This window comes from Amycolatopsis jiangsuensis (assembly GCF_014204865.1).
In the GTDB taxonomy this organism is placed as follows: Bacteria; Actinomycetota; Actinomycetes; order Mycobacteriales; family Pseudonocardiaceae; genus Amycolatopsis; species Amycolatopsis jiangsuensis.
The window spans coordinates 1,481,641-1,503,055 of record NZ_JACHMG010000001.1 but is presented as its reverse complement, the minus strand read 5'-3'; the positions used below and the strand labels follow the sequence as shown (position 1 = coordinate 1,503,055).

Sequence of the window (21,415 nt, the reverse complement as noted above, 5' to 3'; positions counted from 1 at the left end):
TGGACGGTCGCGCCGTCCGGGAAGGAGACCCTTCGCTGTCGCCGGCGTGGCCGTGGCCACGGGTCTCGGCGCTGAAATCCGGTTCGCCGGTGGCCACGTTAACGATTCCGCGAGTGGGTGCCGGATACGTTTTTCCACCGCCCGCCCACGACCGGGGAACCGGCGCCCGGTTACCCGGCGGTGGAACAGTTCCTCCCCGGCGGCGGCGTCCGTGCGGCTAGCTTGACCGGCGAGATCCTGTGCCGGGTGACCCGAGGTGGCGAGTGCGCGCATGAGCGAGCTGGATTCCCTGCGGCGGCTGGAAAGCCGGCCACGTCCCGAGCGGCTGCGGACGCTGCTCGGCGTGGTCCGGCGGGCGACGGCGGCGGTGCTCGACGGGCCGGTGCCCGCGGCCGGCCGCACGTTCGCCGACCTCGGTTTCGACTCGCTGCTCGCGGTGCGGCTGCACGAGCGTTTGTCCGCCGAGACGGGTCTGGAGCTGCCGGTGACGCTGGCCTACGACCATCCGGACCCGGAGGCGGTGGCCGGATTCCTGGACGAGTCCCTTTTCGGCACCGGCGCCCCGGCGGCCCTCGAGCGCCGCGAAGGGGACGAGGACGATCCGGTGGTGATCGTCGGGATCGGCTGCCGGTACCCCGGCGACGTGCGTTCGCCCGCCGACCTGTGGTCCATTGTGGACCAGGGGCGGGACGTCATCACGGAGTTCCCCACCGATCGCGGGTGGGACGTCGAGGGACTCTACGACCCCACACCGGGCGTTCCGGGCAGGACGTATGTGCGCCACGGCGGTTTCCTGCACGACGCCGCCGAGTTCGACGCCGGGTTCTTCGGTGTCTCGCCGCGCGAGGCACTGGCGATGGACCCGCAGCAGCGCCTGGTGTTGGAAACGGCGTGGGAAGCCTTGGAGCGCGCCGGAATCGACGCAGGCGCGCTGGCGGGCAGCCTCACCGGGGTGTTCGTCGGCGCCGAGCCGCAGGAGTACGGCACGCGGCTGGCCGACGCGCCCGACGGCCTCGACGGGCACCTGCTCACCGGCAGCGCGCCGAGCGTCGTCTCCGGCCGGATCGCCTACACGCTCGGCTTGCAGGGCCCGGCGCTCACCGTGGACACGGCGTGCTCGGCGTCGCTCGTCGCACTGCACCTGGCCGTGCGCGCCCTGCGGGCGGGGGAGTGCACGCTCGCTCTGGCCGGCGGCGTCGCTGTGCTCGGCTCGCCGGGGCCGTTCGTCGCCTTCTCCCGGCAGCGCGGCCTGGCGCCGGACGGGCGATGCAAGCCGTTCTCGGCCGCGGCCGACGGCACGGCGTGGGCCGAGGGCGCGGGCATGTTCGTCCTGGAGCGGCTGTCCGACGCCCGACGGCACGGCCACCCGGTCCTCGCCGTGGTCCGTGGGTCCGCGGTGAACTCCGACGGCGCGTCCAACGGCCTGACCGCGCCGAACGGTCCTTCGCAGCAGCGGGTGATCCGTGCCGCGCTGGCCGACGCCGGGCTGTCCACCGTCGACGTCGACGTCGTCGAAGCGCACGGCACCGGCACCACGCTCGGCGACCCCATCGAAGCGCAGGCGCTGCTGGCGACCTACGGACGCGACCGGGCCGAGCCGCTGCACCTGGGTGCGGTGAAGGGGAACCTCGGGCACACCCAGGCGGCCGCGGGCGCGGCGGGGATCATCAAGCTCGTCGAAGCCTTCCGGCACGAGCTGCTGCCCCGGACCCTGTACGCGGACGAGCCGACCCCGGCCGTCGACTGGTCTTCGGGCGCGGTCGCGCTGCTCACCTCGGCCGTCGCCTGGCCGCGCGTCGGGCGGCCACGGCGAGCGGCAGTATCGTCGTTCGGCATCTCCGGCACCAACGCGCACCTGATCCTCGAAGACCCGCCGCCGGGCGGTGAGCCCGAGCCGGCGCCGCCGGTGCCGTCGCCGATCGTCGTCGGCTTCTCCGCCGCCGACCCGGAGGCGCTGCGCGAGCAGGCCGGCCGGCTCGCCGCGCTCGATGCCCACCCGGCCGATCTGGCTTTCTCCCTCGCCCGCAGCCGCGCGACCCTGCCCGAACGCGCGTTCGTGGCCGCACGGGACCGGACGGACCTCGTGGAGGCGCTGCGGGCGTTCGACGACCGCGTCCTGCGCGGTGGCCCGCTGCCCGAGGCAGCCGACCTGGCGTTCCTGTTCACCGGCCAGGGCGCGCAGCGCGTGGCGATGGGACGTGAACTCTACGACGCGTTCGACGGCTACGCGGAAGCGTTCGACGAGGTCTGCGCCCACGTCGATCTGCAGCTGGACCCTCCGCTGCGGGACGTCGTGTTCGGCGATTCCGGACTCCTCGACCGCACCGACTACGCGCAGCCCGCGCTGTTCGCTGTCGAAGTCGCGCTGTACCGGTTGCTGGAAAGCTGGGGCGTGACACCGGCATATCTGTGCGGGCACTCCGTCGGCGAGTTCGCCGCCGCGCACGTGGCCGGCGTGTTCTCCCTCGCCGACGCGGCGATGCTGGTCACCGCGCGCGGCAGGTTGATGCGGGAGCTTCCCGCGGGCGGCGCGATGGTGTCGCTGCGGGCATCGGAGGAAACGGCCCGAGCGCTGCTGTCCGGTCACGAGGACCGTGCCGGGATCGCCGCGGTCAACGACGAGGAGTCCGTGGTCCTCTCCGGTGACGAGGAGGTGCTGCGGCGCGCGCTCGCGTCGTTCGACGGCACGACGAAGTGGCTCAACGTCAGCCACGCCTTCCACTCGCCGCTGATGCGGGACATGGTCGAGGAGTTCGGTCGCGTCGCGCGGTTGGTCGACTACCACCCGGCCGCACTGCCGATCGTTTCCACGGTCACCGGCGGGATCGGCGGCCACGACAGCCCCGAGTACTGGATCCGGCACGTCGAGGCGCCGGTACGGTTCGCCGCCGCGGCGCGCGTGCTGCGCGAAGCGGGTTGCGGCACGTACCTCGAACTCGGGCCCGAAGGGGTGCTGTCGGCCCTCGTCGAGGACGGTGTCGCGCGGCCGTTGCTGCGCCGCGACCGCCCGGAGGTTTCCGGATTCCTCGCCGCGCTCGGCACCGCACACGTGCGTGGAGTCGACGTCGACTTCGCCGCCCTCGCCCCGGGAGGCCGGCGGATCGACCTGCCCACCTATCCGTTCCGGCGGACCCGGTTCTGGCTGGCCCCCGGCGGACGGGCCGACGCGCGCGGGCTCGGCCTGCGCCGCGCCGGCCATCCGCTGCTGGGCGCGGTGGTCCCGGTCGCCGACGGCGACACGGTTTTCACCGCACGACTGTCCACCACCGACCAGCCGTGGCTGGCCGGGCACCGCGTCGGCGGCGAGGTGCTCTTCCCGGGCACCGGATTCCTCGAACTCGCCCTGCACGCCGGCGCCGAGACCGGCTGCCCGGCCGTGGAGGAGCTCACGCTGGGCGCGCCGCTCGTCCTCACCACCGCCGCCGAAGTCCAGGTCGTCGTGACGGCACCGGACGAAGACGGCCGCCGCGCGATCACCGTCCACTCCCGACCGGAGACCGGTGAGGAGTGGACGCGGCACGCGACCGGCACGCTCACCGCGGCCGTCCCGGACGAGGTGGTGCCCGTCGCTTGGCCGCCGCCGGGGGAACCGCGCGAACTGGACTACGACACCCTGCCAGGGTTCGGCTACGAAGGCGTGTTCCGCGGGCTTCGGGCCGCATGGGTGGACGGTGACGACGTCTACGCCGAGGTCTCGGTCGAGGACAGCGGATTCGGCATCCACCCAGCCCTGCTGGATTCGGCACTGCACGCGCTGTTCCTGCGCGAGTCGGCGGAGTCCGCGGGCGGGTTGCCGTTCTCGTGGTCCGGGGTCCGCCTGCACGCCGGCGACGCGAAAACGGTGCGGGTGCGGCTTTCCTTCACCGCCGGGGACACTGTGTCCCTGGTCGCCGCCGACCCCGCGGGGGCGGTCGTGCTGAGCGTCGGCGCCCTCGTCGTCCGGCGGCCCGCCGCCCGCGGGCCGGAGCTGCCCGCCGGGCTGCACACCCTGGGATGGGCGGCGGTCCCGGCGGCGGAACCGGTGCCCACCGTGACCTTCCCCGCGACGCACCCGGGCAGGCCCACCGTGCTGACCGTCGGCACCGACGGCGATCCGGTGATGGCGCTGCACGAGGTGACCGCACGGGTCCTCGCCGTGCTCCAGGACTGGGTACTCGGTGATGAGTCCACTTTGGTCGTCCACACGCGACACGACGACCCGGTGGCGGCCGCGGTGTGGGGCCTGGTTCGCAGCGCGCAGGCCGAGCACCCGGGGCGTTTCGTCCTGGTGGCGGGTGAGCCCGCCGACGTGCCGATGGCCGTCGGCACCGGGGAACCGCAGGTCGCGGTGCGCGACGGCGTGCCGCTGGTCCCGCGGATCGCCGAAGCGGGCGGCGTTCTGCTGCCGCCGGAGCAGCCTTGGCGCCTCGGGAAGGACGGAGAGGGCACGGTGGACCAGCTGATCCTGGAACCGGCGCCCGAGGAACCGCTCGGTCCGCTCGGGGTGCGGATCGCCGTGCGCGCGGCCGGGCTGAACTTCCGGGATGTCCTCAACGTCCTGGGCATGTACCCGGGCGAGGCCGGGCCGCTCGGCTGCGAAGTGGCGGGCACCGTGCTCGAGGCAGGCGTCGATGTCACCGATCTGACCCCCGGCGACCGCGTGATGGGCGTGGTGCACGGCGGCATCGGTCCGGTCGTGGCCGGCGAGCGGCCGATGCTGGCCCGCGTCCCGGTGGACTGGACGGATGAACAGGCCGCGACGACGCCGCTGGTCTTCCTCACCGCGTACTACGCTCTGGTCGATTTGGCCGGTTTGCGAGCGGGGGAGTCGATCTTGGTCCATGCTGCTGCTGGTGGAGTGGGGATGGCGGCCGTGCAGGTGGCGCAGCACCTCGGTGCCGAGGTCTTCGGCACCGCGAGTGCGGGCAAACAGGCCGTGCTGCGCGAGGCCGGGCTGGACGGGCAGCACATCGCGTCGAGCCGGACGCTGGAGTTCGCGGAGCGGTTCAGCGGGATCGATGTGGTGCTGAACGCGCTGGCCGGGGACTTCGTCGACGCGTCGTTGCGCACGATGGCGCCGGGTGGCCGGTTCCTGGAGATGGGCAAGACCGACGTCCGTGCTCCCGAGGGCGTCCGGTACCGCGCGTTCGACCTGATCGAGGCGGGTCCGGAGCGGACCGCGCGGATGTGGGACGCGCTGATCGACCTGTTCGAGTCGGGTGCGTTGCGGCCGTTGCCGGTGCGTTCGTGGGATGTCCGGGAGGCGCGTGAGGCGTTCCGTTTCCTGAGCCACGCCAAGCATGTCGGCAAGATCGCGCTGACGATCCCGCGTTCGCCCGATCCGGCGCGCACGGTGCTGGTGACCGGTGGCACCGGCGGGCTCGGTGCGGTGATCGCCCGGCATCTGGTGACGAAGCACGGGGTGACGAAGCTGCTGCTGACCAGCCGTCGCGGCCCGGCCGCCCCCGGCGCCGCCGACCTGGCGGCCGACCTGCGCGGCCTGGGTGCGCAGGTGCGGGTCGAGGCCTGCGACGTCGCCGACCGGGACGCGCTGGCGGCGCTGCTCGACGGGGTCGACCTCACCGGGGTCGTCCACGCCGCCGGTGTTCTCGACGACGGCATCCTGACGGCGCTCACCCCCGAGCGGCTGTCCGGGGTCCTGCGGCCGAAGGCCGACGCGGCCTGGCATCTGCACGAGCTCACGAAGAACCGCGACCTCGCCCTCTTCGCGCTCTACTCCTCGGTGTCCGGTGTCGTCGGATCGGCGGGGCAGGCGTCCTACGCCGCCGCGAACACGTTCCTGGACGCGCTCGCCGAGCAGCGCCGGGCCGAAGGGTTGCCCGCCGTGTCGCTGGCATGGGGGTTGTGGCGCGAAGGCATGGGCAGCGAGCTGGCCGATGCCGATGTCGAACGCCTTGCCAGGGAAGGGCTTCCACCGTTGACCGTGGAGACGGGGCTGAAACTGTTCGACGCTGCCCTCGCCGGAGGCTTCGCCACGGTGCTGCCGATCGAACTCGACCGCGGCGCGCTGCGCGCCCATGCCCGGACGACCGAGGTCGCGCCCGTTCTGCGCTCCTTGGCGAAGGTCACCACGCGCCGGGCCGCGAGCACGGCGCGACAGGAGACCGGCCTCCGTGACCGGCTCGCCGGTCTGCCCGACGACGAACGCCGGGCCGTGCTCGTCGACCTGGTGCGGCACAACGCCGCCGGCGTCCTCGGGCACGAAGCGGGCGGCGCCATCGACCCGGCCCGCGCGTTCAAGGACCTGGGCTTCGATTCGCTGACGTCGGTGGAGCTGCGAAACCGGATGAATGCCGTGACCGGCCTGCGGTTGTCGGCGACCGCGGTCTTCGACCACCCGACCGTGGCCGCGTTGGCCGCACACCTGCTGGCCGAGCTGGCGCCGCCGTCGGTGGATCCGGCGGACGCGGTGCTCGCCGAACTCGACCAGGTGGCGGCGCGCCTTTCCGAGGTCGAGGACGACGGGCGGATCGCGGCGCGGCTGCGGGCCATGCTGGACGGCTTCGCCACGTCCGAGGGCGGCGCCCGGCTGGCGGACGCGACCGCCGACGAGGTCGTCGACTTCCTGGCCACCGAGCTGGGCATCTCCTGATGGCGGACAAGAAGAAAGCGGACAAGAAGAAAGCGGACAAGAAGAAAGCGGACAAGAAGAAGGCGGGCAAGAACAAGGTGGACCAGCAAGCCGTGGCCCGGGTGCTCGGCGAGATCGAAAAGCTGAGCGAAAGCCTGCGCGAGCTGAGCCCCGAGGAACGCAAGAAGGTCGCCAAGCCGCTGAAGAAGCTGCTGCTGGCCTACGCCGCCGGGGACGGCGACAAGGAGTTCGACGACATGCTCTTCGATGCCGCCGTCGACAAGGTCTTCGACTTCCTCACCGATGAGATCTTCTGACACTGCGAGGGTGTGATGGCGGACCAAGACAAGCTGCTGGACCTGCTGAAGCGCGTCACGGGTGACCTGCACCGGACCCGGGAACGGCTGCGCGAGGCCGAGTCGAGCCGGCACGAACCGGTCGCGATCATCGGGATGGACTGCCGGTTCCCCGGCGGGGCCGACTCGCCCGCCGCCCTGTGGGACCTCGTCGACCAGGGCCGCGAGGGCATCGGCGAGTTCCCGGCCGACCGCGGCTGGGACACCACCGGGCTGTTCGACGACGACCCCGACCACCGCGGCACCACCTACGTGCGCACGGGCGGGTTCCTGCCCGGCGCGGGCGGGTTCGACGCCGAGTTCTTCGGTATCTCCCCACGCGAGGCGCTCGCCATGGAACCGCAGCAGCGGCTGCTGCTGGAAACGTCGTGGGAGGCCGTCGAACGCTCCGGCATCGATCCGGAAGCGCTGCGCGGCAGCGACACCGGCGTCTATGTCGGGGTGTCCGCGCAGGAATACGGCCCACGGCTGCACAATCCGGGCGACACCGTCGACGGCTACCTGCTCACCGGCACCACCTGCAGTGTCCACTCCGGACGCATCGCCTACCAGTTCGGGTTCGAGGGCCCGGCGGTGTCGATCGACACCGCGTGCTCCTCGTCGCTGGTCGCGGTGCACGCGGCGGTCCGCGGCCTGCGCGCGGGGGAGTGCTCGCTGGCCCTCGCCGGCGGCGTCAACCTGATGGCGTCGCCGGGCATTTTCGTCGACTTCGCCCGCCAGCGCGGCCTCGCACCGGACGGGCGCTGCAAGTCCTTTTCCGACGACGCCGACGGCACCGCGTGGGCCGAAGGCGTCGGCGTGCTGGTGCTGGAGCGGCTGTCCGACGCGCAGCGCAACGGGCACCGGATCCTCGCCGTGGTGCGGGGTACGGCGGTGAACTCCGACGGTGCGTCGAACGGCCTGACCGCGCCGAACGGCCCGTCGCAGCAGCGGGTGATCCGCGCCGCGCTGGCCGACGCCGAGCTGTCCACTTCGGACGTCGACGCGATCGAGGCGCACGGCACCGGAACCCGGCTGGGCGACCCGATCGAAGCCGAGGCGCTGCTGGCCACCTACGGTGCCGGCCGCGAGCGGCCGCTGTTCCTCGGCTCGGTCAAATCGAACTTCGGACACGCGCAGGCCGCGGCCGGCGTCGCCGGGATCATCAAAATGGTGGAGGCGATGCGTCACGGTGTGCTGCCGCCGACGTTGCACGTGGGCACGCCGAGCCGCGAGGTCGACTGGGCCGCGAGCCCGGTTTCGCTGCTGACCGAGCGCACGCCGTGGCCGGTGGGCGAGCAGCCGCGCCGGTGCGCGGTGTCGTCGTTCGGGATCAGCGGGACGAACTCGCACATCGTCCTGGAGCAGGCGCCGGAGGCGGTCGCGGCCGAGCCCTCCCCGCCGCCGGCGGTGGTGCCCCTGCTGCTGTCCGCGGCGACCCCGTCCGCGCTGGCTGCGCAAGCCGGCCGGCTGCGGTCGGTGGCCGGAACGGTGGATCCGGTCGACGCGGGGCGGACGCTGGCCCTGGACCGGGCCGCGCTGCCGTACCGGGCGGTGGTCGCCGGGGCCGATTGGGAAACGCTGTCGGCGGGGTTGGCTGAGGTGGCTGAGGGGCGCGGGCTTTCCGGTCGGGTTGGGTCTGGGAAGTTGGCGTTTGTGTTTTCGGGTCAGGGTTCGCAGTGGGCTGGGATGGGTTCTGGGTTGTATGGGGCTTTTCCGGTGTTTGCGGCGGCGTTTGACGAGGTGTGTGCGTTGTTGCCGGATGTGGGGGATGTGTCGCGGACGGAGTGTGCGCAGCCGGCGATTTTTGCTTTTGAGGTGGCGTTGTTTCGGTTGGTGGAGTCGTGGGGTGTGGTGCCGGATGTGGTGGTGGGGCATTCGGTGGGGGAGATTGCGGCTGCGCATGTGGCTGGGGTGTTGTCGTTGGGGGATGCGGCGCGGTTGGTGGTTGCGCGGGGTCGGTTGATGCAGGCGTTGCCGGCTGGTGGGGTGATGGTTGCGGTGCAGGCGTCGGAGGGTGAGGTTGCTGAGTATTTGACGGAGGGGGTGTCGTTGGCGGCGGTGAATGGTCCGTCGTCGGTGGTGTTGTCGGGTGTGGAGGGGCCGACGTGGGGTGTGGTGGAGAGGTTTGCGGGTCGTCGGGTGAAGCGGTTGGAGGTGTCGCATGCGTTTCATTCGGTGTTGATGGAGCCGATGTTGGATGAGTTTCGTGGGGTTGTTCGGGGTTTGTCGTTTGGTGTGCCGCGGATTGCGGTGGAGTCGACGGTGCGTGCGGGTGGGGATTGGTCGGATCCTGAGTATTGGGTTGAGCATGTGCGTGCGACGGTGCGGTTTGCTGATGCGGTGGGTCGTCTTGATGGGGTGACGGCGTGTGTGGAGGTGGGTCCGGATGCGGTGTTGAGTGGGTTGGTGGAGAACGGGATACCCCTTCAACGACGCGACCACGACGAGCCGCAGCACCTCGTCACGGCGCTCGGCCGGCTGCACACCCTCGGCGTCCCGGTCGACTGGGCCGGCTACTTCGGCGGCAGCGGGCAGTTCACCGAACTGCCGACCTACCCGTTCCAGCACGAGCACTTCTGGCTCGACCAGGACGACGAAGCCGACGTGACCTCGGCCGGCCTTGCTGCCGCCGACCATCCGCTGCTCGGCGCCGCGGTGTCCGTCGCGGACCACGACGGCCTGCTGCTCACCGGCCGCCTCTCGCTCGATCGCCATCCGTGGCTGGCCGACCACGTGGTCGCCGGCCGCGTCCTGGTGCCGGGGACCGCGTTCGCCGAGCTGGCCGTCCGTGCCGCCGATGAGACCGGCTGCGGCGGTGTCGAGGAGCTCGTGCTGCAGGAGCCGCTGGCGCTCGACCGCGGTACCGCGCCGGAGGTCCAGGTCGTCGTCGGCGCGGCCGACGAGTACGGCCGCCGCCCGGTGTCGATCCATTCGCGGCTGCCCGAGCACTCGTGGACCACTCACGCCACCGGCACCCTCGGCCATCCGCCGGCGTCCACTGTGGACTTCGCGTGGCCGCCGGAGGGTGCCGAAGCCGTCGACCTCACCGACGCCTACGACCGGCTCGCCACCGCCGGGCTCGCCTACGGCCCGATCTTCCGGGGCCTGCGGCGGGTCTGGCGCCGGGGCGCCGAGATCTTCGCCGAGGTCGCCGTGCCGGACGAGGACGAGGCCGCGAAATTCGGTCTTCACCCGGCTCTGCTCGACGCCGCGCTGCAGGCCACCGCCGTTCCGGGCGGGGCCGACCAGGGCGCGGTGCCGTTCGCCTGGCGGGACGTCGTCCTGCACGCCCGCGGGGCGACCGAGCTGCGGGTGCACGCCCGTCCGGAAGCCGACGGCGCGCTTTCCTTCGAGCTTGCCGACGGGACCGGTGCCCCGGTCGCTTCGATCGGCGCGTTGAGCGTCCGCGCGGTCACGCCGGCGTCGGCGCCGGTCCGCGACGGGCTCTACCGCCTCGATCTCGCGCCGCTGGTCCCCGCCGCGGCCGAGGTCACCGTGGCCGATGTCTTCGAGGTCCCGTCCGGTGCGCCGCTCGAAGCCGTCATCGCGACCCTGCGCGCGGTGCAGCAGTTCCTGGCCGCCGACAGTGACGGCGTCCTCGCCGTCCTGACCACGGGAGGCGCCGCCGACGGCCTGGTCCGCACCGCGCAGGCCGAGAACCCGGACCGGATCGTGCTGGTCCACGGCACCCGCGCGGATCTGGACACCGCACTGGCCGGTGGCGAACCCGAGGTCCACGTCCGGGACGGCAGGCTTTTCGCTCCACGGCTCGCCCGAGTCGCCGGCCCCGGTGGGTCCACGGGGTCCACTGTGGACCCCGTGCACACCGCGGGGACCGTGCTGGTCACCGGTGGCACCGGTGGGCTCGGCGCCGAGCTGGCCCGGCATCTGGTCGCCACTCACGGCGTCCGGCACCTGCTGCTGGTCAGCCGCCGTGGTCCGGCCGCGCCCGGCGCCGAGGCCCTGGCCGCCGAACTCGCCGAGCTGGGTGCGGACGTCCGGGTCGAGGCGGCCGACGTCGCCGACCGCGACCAGGTCCGCACCCTTCTGGACCGCGCGGAGCCCCCGGTCACCGGTGTCGTCCACGCGGCCGGTGTCCTCGACGACGGCGTCGTCACCGCGCTCGGCCCGGAGCGGCTGGCCGCGGTCTTCCGGGCCAAGGCCACCGCCGCGGAGGTCCTCGACGAGCTGGCCGGCGATCTCGACTTCTTCGTGATGTTCTCCTCCGTCGCGGGGGTGTTCGGCTCGCCCGGCCAGGCCGCCTACTCCGCGGCCAACGCCGCGCTGGACGCCCTCGCGGCCCGCCGTCGCGGGGCCGGAAAGCCCGCGCAGTCCCTGGCTTGGGGGCTCTGGCAGCAGGGCATGGGCGCCGGGCTCGCCGGCACCGACCGCGATCGCATCGGCCGCGACGGTTTCGGCGCCCTCGACGTCGCGGAAGGACTGGCGTTGTTCGACGCGGCACTGGCCGACGGGGGAGAGGTGCTCGTCCCGGTCCGGTTGGACCTCGCCGCGGTCCGCGAGGCCGCGTCGGGCGTGCCGCCGTTGCTGCGCGGGCTGGTCCGGGCGCGGACGCGCCGGGCCGCGGCGCGCGGCGCCGGAACCGACGGACTCGCCGCGCGGCTGGCCGCCGTACCCGAAGCCGACCGCGAGCCCCTGCTGATCGACCTTGTCCGCACGCGAGTGGCGGCGGTACTCGGACGGGCGGGCGCGGACACCGTGGAGCCCTCGCGGCCGTTCAGCGAACTCGGCTTCGATTCCCTCACGGCCGTCGAGCTGCGCAACGAGCTGTCGGCCGAGACCGGGCTGCGGCTGCCGGCGACACTGGTGTTCGACCACCCGTCCCCGGCCGCGGTGGCCGCGTTCCTGGCCGGTCACCTGCTCGGCACCGAAGAGAAGACCGAGGAGAAGACCGTCGTCCCCGCCCAGCGTCGCGGCCCGGCCGACGAACCGATCGCCATCGTCGCCATGGCCTGCCGGTACCCGGGGGGTGTGCGGTCGCCGGAGGACCTGTGGGACCTCGTCGACACCGGCACCGACGCCATCACGCCGTTCCCCGTCCGCCCCGGCTGGGACGTCGAGGGAATCTACGACCCCGAGCCCGGCCTGCCCGGCAAGACCTACACGCGCGAAGGCGGTTTCCTGCACGACGCAGGCGAGTTCGACCCGGAGTTCTTCGGCATCTCGCCGCGTGAGGCACTGGCGATGGACCCGCAGCAGCGCCTCCTGCTGGAGGTCAGCTGGGAAGCCCTCGAACGCGCCCGGCTCGACCCGCTTTCACTCAAGGGCAGCCCTACCGGCGTGTTCGCCGGGATCATGTACTACGACTACGCGGCGAAGCTCGCGAGCGTCCCCGACAGCGTCGCCGGGTTCCTCGGCACCGGCACCTCGGCCAGCGTCCTGTCCGGCCGGGTCGCCTACACCCTCGGCCTGGAAGGCCCTGCGGTGTCGGTGGACACGGCGTGCTCGTCCTCGCTGGTCGCCCTGCACCTCGCGGCCCGCGCGCTGCGGGCCGGCGAGTGCACGATGGCACTCGCCGGTGGCGTCACCGTGATGGCCACGCCGGAGACCTTCCTGGACTTCTCGCGCCAGCGCGGCCTTTCCCCCGACGGGCGCTGCAAGTCGTTCTCCGCCGACGCCGACGGCACCGGCTGGTCCGAGGGTGCCGGTGTGCTCGTGCTGGAACGGTTGTCGGACGCCCGCCGCAACGGTCACCCCGTGCTGGCGGTGGTGCGCGGGTCGGCAGTCAACCAGGATGGCGCGTCGAACGGCCTCACCGCGCCGAACGGTCCTTCGCAGCAGCGCGTCATCCGCGCTGCACTCGCCGACGCCGGGCTGTCCACTTCGGACGTCGACGCGGTCGAGGCGCACGGAACCGGCACCCGGCTCGGCGACCCGATCGAGGCGCAGGCCCTGATCGCGACCTACGGAGCCGAGCGCGACGAGCCGTTGTGGTTCGGGTCGGTGAAGTCGAACCTTGGCCACACCCAGGCCGCCGCGGGCGTCGCCGGGATCATCAAGATGGTGGAGGCGATGCGCCGGGGCGTGCTGCCGCGCAGCCTGCACGCCGCGGAGCTGTCGTCCGAAGTGGACTGGGACGCCGGGGCTGTGTCGCTGCTGACCGAGGCCCGGTCGTGGCCGGAGACCGGGCGCCCGCGCCGGTGCGCGGTGTCGTCGTTCGGGATCAGCGGGACGAACTCGCACGTCGTCCTGGAACAGGTGCCCGCGGAGCCACCCCGCGAGCCCACGCCCGCCGGGGTCGTCCCGTGGGTGCTGTCGGCGAAGACGGACGCGGCGCTGGCCGAACGAGCCCGTGCGCTGATGCCGCTGGTCGGAACCGCCGATGCGGACGTCGCGTTCTCCCTGGCGACCACGCGGACCGCGCACGAGCGGCGGGCCGCCGTCGTCGGCGACCTGTCGGCGGGGTTGGCTGAGGTGGCTGAGGGGCGTGGGCGTTCCGGTCGGGTTGGGTCTGGGAAGTTGGCGTTTGTGTTTTCGGGTCAGGGTTCGCAGTGGGCTGGGATGGGTTCTGGGTTGTATGGGGCTTTTCCGGTGTTTGCGGCGGCGTTTGACGAGGTGTGTGCGTTGTTGCCGGATGTGGGGGATGTGTCGCGGACGGAGTGTGCGCAGCCGGCGATTTTTGCTTTTGAGGTGGCGTTGTTTCGGTTGGTGGAGTCGTGGGGTGTGGTGCCGGATGTGGTGGTGGGGCATTCGGTGGGGGAGATTGCGGCTGCGCATGTGGCTGGGGTGTTGTCGTTGGGGGATGCGGCGCGGTTGGTGGTTGCGCGGGGTCGGTTGATGCAGGCGTTGCCGGCTGGTGGGGTGATGGTTGCGGTGCAGGCGTCGGAGGGTGAGGTTGCTGAGTATTTGACGGAGGGGGTGTCGTTGGCGGCGGTGAATGGTCCGTCGTCGGTGGTGTTGTCGGGTGTGGAGGGGCCGACGTGGGGTGTGGTGGAGAGGTTTGCGGGTCGTCGGGTGAAGCGGTTGGAGGTGTCGCATGCGTTTCATTCGGTGTTGATGGAGCCGATGTTGGATGAGTTTCGTGGGGTTGTTCGGGGTTTGTCGTTTGGTGTGCCGCGGATTCCGGTGGAGTCGACGGTGCGTGCGGGTGGGGATTGGTCGGATCCTGAGTATTGGGTTGAGCATGTGCGTGCGACGGTGCGGTTTGCTGATGCGGTGGGTCGTCTTGATGGGGTGACGGCGTGTGTGGAGGTGGGTCCGGATGCGGTGTTGAGTGGGTTGGTGGAGAACGGGATACCCCTTCAGCGACGCGACCACGACGAAGTCACCACGGTGATGCAAGCGTTGGCTGCCCTGTACGTTCAGGGCGTCCGGATCGACTGGTCCGCGGTGCTGCCCGGCGCGCGGGCGGTTCCGCTGCCGACCTATCCCTTCCAGCGCAAGCACTTCTGGCTCGCCCCGGCCGGCGCCGCCGACGTCGGCCAGGCCGGGCTCGAAACGCCCGGTCATCCGCTGCTCGCCGCCGGACTGCAGCTGGCCGAAGGGGACGGCACCGTCCTCACCGGACGCCTCTCGCTCGCCACCCACCCGTGGCTGGCCGGGCACACCGTGCACGACACCGTCCTGCTGCCCGGCGCCGCGCTCGCGGAACTGGCCGTGCGGGCCGGCGACGAAGCCGGCCGGCCGCGGCTGGCCGAGCTGACCCTGCACGGTCCGCTGGTCGTCCCGCGCTCCGGCGCGGTCGAGCTGCAGGTCGCGGTCAGCGCGTCCGCCGCGGTCACGATCCACTCCCGTGTCCCGGGCGAGGCCTGGGAGCTCAACGCATCCGGCGTACTGGCCGAAGCGGCGCCACCCGCGGCCGGGTTCGCCCTGCCGGCCGGCCTCGAGCCGGTGGACCTGGGCACCTTCTACGAGGACCTGGCCGACCGCGGCTTCGCCTACGGCCCGCTGTTCCAGGGACTGCAGGCGGCCTGGCGCGACGGCGACGACCTCTACGCGGAGCTGTCGCTGCCGGAGGAGGCCCACGACGACGCCGCCCGCTTCGGCCTGCACCCGGCGCTGTTCGACGCGGCCCTGCACGGCATGTTCCTCGGCGCCGGCGAGGAAGCCGGGGCCCTGCCGTTCAGCTGGACCGACGTGAGCCTGCACGCCAGGGGCGCCACCGCGGTCCGCGCACGGCTGCGGTTCACCGGCCCCGGCGAGATCGCCCTCGAGGTGACCGACCTCGCCGGCACCCCGGTCCTGAGCGTCGGCTCGCTGGTCGTCCGCGCGGTCACCGGCGACCAGCTGCGTGGTGGCGAAGACCGCTCCCTGTTCCGCGTCGAGCACGTCGCGGTCGACGTTCCCGCCGCGCCCCCGGTGGTGTGGCAGCGCTGGGCGGAGGTCGCCGAACCGGCGCCGCCCGTGGTGGTCCTGCCGCGGCCCGAGGGGGACGTGCACGAGGTCACCCACGCCGTGCTCGACGTGCTGCAGCGGTTCCTGGCCGAAGCCCGGTTCTCCGGCTCCCGCCTGGTCGTGCTGACCGGCGACGGACTCGCCGACGCCGCCGCGGCCGGTCTGGTCCGCTCGGCCCAGGCCGAAAACCCCGGCCGTTTCGTCGTCCTCGACGGCGACGTGTCCGATGTGGACACCGCGCTGGCGTTGAACGAGCCGCGCGTGCGCGTCCGCGCCGGGCGGGCGGAGGTGCCGCGGCTGGTCCGCGCCGAGCCCGGTCGCAAGCCGGACTGGGACCCGGCGGGCACGGTCCTGGTGACCGGCGGCACCGGCGGGGTCGGGGCGCAGCTGGCCGAGCGGCTGATCACCACCCACGGGGTGGAACGGCTCGTGCTCACCGGCCGCCGCGGGCCTGCCGCGCCGGGCGCGGCAGAACTCGCGCAGCGGCTGGGCGAACTGGGCGCCGAGGTACGGATCGAGGCGTGCGATGTCGCCGACCGCGCCGCTGTCGCCGCACTGCTGGCCGGGATTCCCGACCTGAAGGGGATCGTGCACGCGGCGGGCGTTCTGGACGACGGCGTCGTCACGGCACTCACCCCGCAGCGGGTGGACCGGGTCCTCGGCCCCAAGGCCGACGGCGCGCGGCATCTCGACGAGTTGACCCGCGACCGGGAGCTGACCGAGTTCGTGCTCGTCTCGTCGGTCTCCGGCGTGCTCGGCGGACCCGGGCAGGGCAACTACGCCGCCGCCAACGCTTGTCTCGACGCGCTCGCCGAGCAGCGGCATGCGGCAGGCCTGCCCGCGCGGTCACTGGCGTACGGGTTGTGGGCAGCCGACGGTATGGGCGGGGTGCTCGACCCGGCGCTCGTCGACCGGATGCACCGCGACGGATTCGGCGCGCTGACCCCGGAGGAGGGGACGGCGCTGTTCGACCTCGCGGGCGGCCCGGTGGCGGTGCCGGTCAAGCTCGACCTCGCCGGTCTGCGCGAACAAGCGCGGGCCGGCACGCTGCCCGCGCTGCTCACCGGCCTGGTCCGGCTGCCGGTGCGGCGTGCGGCAAGCACCGCGGCCGCGGCCGCGCCGGACCTGGCGTCACTCGCGCCGGCCGCACGGTCCGACGCACTCGCGGATCTGGTCCGCACGCACACCGCGCAGGTACTCGGGTTCGGCTCGGCCGACGAAGTAGCCCCCGAGCACGCGTTCACCGACCTCGGGTTCGACTCGCTCACGTCGGTGGAACTGCGCAACCGGCTCGCGGCGGCGGCCGGGAGGGCATTGGGTGCGACGGTGGTGTTCGATCACCCCACCCCGGCCGCCCTCGCGGCCCACCTGGGGGACCTGCTGTTCCCGGAGGTCCCGCTGCCGGACGAGGGACGTCTCCGCCGTGCGCTGGCGGGTGCCTCGATCGAGCGCTTCCGCGAACTGGGGGTCCTGGAAGCCCTCGTCCGCCTGGCCGAGGAATCCCCCGACGAGGACTCCTCCGCACCCGAGGCGGCGCCGGAGGCGTCGATCGACGAACTGGAGGTCGGCGACCTGATCAGCCGCGCGATGTCCACCGCCCGCGAATAACGCGCCCGCCACCACGGGACACGCCGGACGCCCGGCCGGACTCTCCGGCCGGGCGTCCGGCGTGTCCGATGGGGGACCGGTTACCGCCAGGTGGGGCCGCGATGGTGAAGAGCCCGCCGGGAAGCGGGGCCGCGGCCCCAGGATCGGGACATGCCCGAGCTTCGCCCGTCGAACCCGGTCCGGAGAATCTGATGGCGACACCCGAGGAACTGGTTGCCGCGCTGCGGGAATCGGTAAAGGAGAACAGCAGGCTGACCGCGCGGAACCGGGAACTCGCCGAGGCCGCGCGGGAACCCGTGGCGATCATCGGGATGGGCTGCCGCTACCCCGGTGGCGTGGACTCGCCGGAGGCCCTGTGGGACCTGGTCGCGGCCGGCGAGGACGCGATCTCGGCGTTCCCCGCCGACCGCGGCTGGAACCTCGCCGAGCTGTTCCACCCCGATCCCGACCACCCCGGCACGTCCTACGCGCGTGAAGGCGGCTTCCTGCTCGACGCCGCCGAGTTCGACGCCGAGTTCTTCGGTGTCTCGCCGCGCGAGGCACTGGCGATGGATCCGCAGCAGCGGCTGCTCCTGCAGGTCAGCTGGGAGGCGGTGGAACGCGCCGGGCTCGACGCGGCCGCGCTCAAGGGCAGCCCGACCGGCGTGTTCGCCGGGATCATGTACCACGACTACGCCACCGGCGTCGGCGAGCTGCCCGAAGGGGTCGAAGGCTTCCTCGGCACCGGCACCGCCGGCAGCGTGCTCTCCGGACGCGTCGCCTACAGCTTCGGGTTCGAAGGGCCGGCCGTCTCCGTCGACACGGCGTGCTCGTCGTCGCTGGTGTCCGTTCACCTCGCCGCACAGGCGCTGCGGGCGGGGGAGTGCACGCTCGCACTGGCAGGCGGCGCGACCGTGATGGCCGTCCCGGACACGTTCGTCGAGTTCTCCCGCCAGCGCGGCCTCGCCCCGGACGGGCGTTGCAAGTCGTTCGGCGCGGGTGCCGACGGAACCGGCTGGGCCGAGGGTGCCGGCGTACTGCTGCTGGAGAAGCTGTCCGACGCGGTCCGCAACGGCCATCCCGTGCTCGCCGTCGTCGCGGGGTCCGCGGTCAACTCCGACGGCGCTTCCAACGGCCTCACCGCCCCCAACGGCCCGGCACAGCAACGTGTCATCCGCGCCGCGCTGGCGAACGCCGGACTGTCCACAACGGACGTCGACGTCGTGGAGGCGCACGGCACCGGCACGAAGCTGGGTGACCCGATCGAGGCCGACACGCTGCTGGCCACCTACGGCCAGGGCCGCGAGGTGCCGCTGTACCTCGGGTCGGTCAAGTCGAACCTCGGACACACCCAGGCCGCCGCCGGCGTCGCCGGGATCATCAAAATGGTCGAGGCGCTGCGTCGCGGCGAGCTCCCCCGCACGCTGCACGCCGACGAGCCGTCACCGCACGTGGCCTGGGACTCCGGTGCGGTCGAACTGCTCACCGGGCACCGCGCCTGGCCCTCGGTGGACCGCCCGCGGGCGGCCGCCGTGTCCTCGTTCGGCATCAGCGGCACCAACTCCCACGTCGTCCTGCGGCAAGCCCCCGAGCCGGCGCCCACCGACGGGGAACGCCGCCGGCCCGCCCGTATCCCGTGGATCCTGTCCGCGCGCACCGAGGACGCCTTGCCCCGGCTGGCGGAACGGCTGCGGACCGTCGGCGGCGACCCGCTCGACATCGCGTACTCCCTCGCCACCGGCCGGGCGGGGTTGCCGTTCCGCGCCGCCGTCACCGGTGCCGACGAAGCCGAGCTCCGCGCCGGGCTCGACGCGCTCGCCGAAGGCCGCGGGACCGTCGAACGCGCGGGCAGCGGCAAGCTGGCTCTTCTCTGCACCGGCCAGGGTGCGCAGCGCGTCGGCATGGGTGCCGGGCTGGCCGCGGTGTTCCCCGCGTTCGCCACCGCGTACGAGGAAGTCTGCGCACTGCTGCCCGGGGTCCGTGACATCACCGACGCCGACGTGCTGGCCCGCACGGAGAACGCGCAGCCCGCGCTGTTCGCGTTCGAAGTCGCGATGGCCGCGCTGCTGCGGTCCTGGGGCGTCACGCCCGACTTCCTGCTCGGCCACTCGATCGGCGAGTTCGCCGCCGCATACATCGCGGGTGTGTGGTCGTTGGAGGACGCCGCGAAGCTGGTCACCGCCCGCGGGCGGCTGATGGGTGCGCTGCCCGCGGGTGGCGCGATGGTCGCCTTGCAGGCCACCGAAGACGAACTCGACCTGCCCGACGGGGTCGGTATCGCCGCGGTCAACGGGCCGTCGTCGGTCGTGCTGTCCGGTGAGGAGGCCGCGGTGCTGGCCGTCGCCGCGCGTTTTCCGCAGCGGCGGGCCAAGCGGCTGCCCGTGAGCCACGCCTTCCACTCCGCGCTGATGGACGGCATGCTCGCCGACTTCCGCGCGGCCGCACGGAGCGTCACTTACGCCGAGCCGCGGATCCCCGTGGTCTCCGGCCTCACCGGTGACGTCGCCGACCTCCGGGACCCGGAGTACTGGGTGCGGCAGGTGCGGGAAGCCGTCCGGTTCGCCGACGGCGTCCGCACCCTGCACAGCCGAGGTGTCCGCCGGTTCGTCGAGATCGGGCCGGACGCCTCCCTGACCGCGCTCGCCGCCGACTGCGTGGCCGACGGCGTCTTCGTGCCCATGCAACGCAAGGACTCCGGCGAAGCGGCCGCCGCAGACCTCGGCCGGGCGCGGCTGTTCACCGCGGGCGTGGGCATCGACTGGGCCGGGATCTTCGACGGCACCGGCGCGCGCCGCGTCGAGCTGCCGACCTACCCGTTCCGGCGGGATCGCTTCTGGCTCGCGGCCACCGACCGGAACGCTCCGCCCGCCCGGCGTTACGAAGTCACCTGGCGCCCGATCGAACCGGCACCGGCGGCGGAGGCGCACTGGACCGTGTATGCGCCCGAAGCTCACGCCTGGGCGGAAGCCGCGGCGAAGGCCCTCGGCGCCCTCCACGTCACCGAGCTTCCGCAGGACGGTCCTGTGCTGGCGTTCCCGGACAGTGCTGCCGGGCTCGCGGCGCTCCTGCGCGACACACCGGCGAAGATCTGGTGCGCCACCACCGATCCCGGTGTTTTCGCGGTCGGCCGTGTCGCGGCGATCGAGCAGCCGCGTCGCTGGGGCGGCTGCGTCGAGCTGCCCGGTCAGCCGGACGAGGTCGCCGTCGCGCGCCTGTGTGCCGTCCTCGGCGGCCCGGAAGACGAGGTCGCGATCCGCGAAGACGGCGTGTACGCACGCCGGTTTGTCCCGGCCGCGCCCGCACCGGCGGGGTGGACGACTTCGGGCACCGCACTGGTCACCGGTGGCACGGGCGCGCTCGGCGCGGTCGTGGCCGAACGGCTGGCCAGCGCCGGATCGGAGCACCTGGTGCTGCTGTCGCGCCGTGGCGAGGACGCGCCGGGCGCAGCCGAGCTGCGCGAACGGCTCACCGCGCTCGGGGCCCAGGTCACCATCCACGCCTGCGACGCCGCCGACCACGCCGCACTGTCCACAGTGGTCACGAGCCTGGACGAGCTGCGGGTCGTGGTGCACACCGCGGGCGTCCTCGACGACGCGCTCCTCGACGAGGCCACCCCCGACCGGTTCGAGGCGGTCGCCCGGCCGAAGGTGACCGGCGCCCGCAACCTGCGGGAGCTGACGCACGACCTCGACGCTCTGGTGCTCTTCTCGTCCGTGGCCGGGGTGCTCGGCAACGGCGGCCAGGCCGCCTACGCGGCCGCGAACGCCGAACTCGACGCGCTTGCCCGGCAGTGGCGCGCCGAGGGGGTTCCGGCTGTGTCGATCGCCTGGGGTCCGTGGGCCGAAGGCGGCATGGCCGAAGCCGTCGACGACGACGTGCGGCGCAAGGGCCTGCGTCCGATGCCTCCCGAAGCGGCGGCCGAGGAGTTCGTCCGCGCGATCGTGGCGGGCGAGCCGGAGGTGACCGTCGCCGACTTCGACTGGCCGTCGTTCTTCGAAAGCTTCCGGAACGCCCCGGCGCTGGCCGAGATTCCCCGGCCCGGGGCCGAGGCCGCGGCGGAGTCGTCCACAGTGGACCTGCGGGCGCAGCTGGCCGGGCTGATCGAACCGCAGCAGCGGCGGCTGCTCGTCCAGCTCGTGCGGGACACAGTCGCGCGCGTGCTCGGTCACCCGGACAGCGCGAAGATCGGGCCGGACCGCGCGTTCACCGAACTGGGTTTCGACTCCCTGACCGCGGTCGAGCTGCGTAACCGGCTCGACGCCGCCACCGGGCTGGCCGTACCGGCCACGCTCGTGTTCGACCATCCGACCCCGGCGGCCCTCGCCGGGTACCTCTGGCAGGAACTGGCGGAGACCGGCCCGGCCCCGGCCGACCTCGATGGGCTGCTCGAGCGCCTCGAAGCGGCACTGGACCGGCTCGAACCCGACGGTGCGGAGCACGCCCGCGCGAGCGAACGCCTGCGGGCCCTCGCCGGCAGGCTGAGCGGCCCGGACTTCGTGCCCTCGTCCGACGAGGACCTCTTCGCCTTCATTGACCAGCAACTCGACGCCTGAACGGGGCGCAGCGA

General features: G+C 73.0%; 4 protein-coding genes. All 4 read left to right on the top strand.

Features of this window, described 5'->3' with window-relative positions; genetic code table 11:
* The first annotated feature begins 271 nt into the window (after positions 1-271).
* A complete protein-coding gene (locus BJY18_RS06365) occupies positions 272-6,592 on the top strand; it encodes a type I polyketide synthase (protein WP_184778521.1) in 6,321 nt (2,106 codons plus the stop codon).
* A complete protein-coding gene (locus tag BJY18_RS06360; RefSeq protein ID WP_221460263.1) occupies positions 6,592-6,888 on the top strand; it encodes a hypothetical protein in 297 nt (98 codons plus the stop codon). The genes BJY18_RS06365 and BJY18_RS06360 overlap by 1 nt, the downstream gene beginning before the upstream one ends.
* A gap of 15 nt (positions 6,889-6,903) precedes the next feature.
* The gene (locus BJY18_RS06355) at positions 6,904-16,869 is read left to right on the top strand and encodes an SDR family NAD(P)-dependent oxidoreductase (protein WP_184778519.1); all 9,966 of its coding nucleotides are present in this window, start codon (positions 6,904-6,906) and stop codon (positions 16,867-16,869) included.
* 188 nt (positions 16,870-17,057) lie between these two features.
* Positions 17,058-21,401 (top strand): type I polyketide synthase, encoded by a 4,344-nt coding sequence (locus BJY18_RS06350; RefSeq protein ID WP_446680359.1) that lies wholly within the window; start codon positions 17,058-17,060, stop codon positions 21,399-21,401.
* Positions 21,402-21,415: the final 14 nt, after the last annotated feature.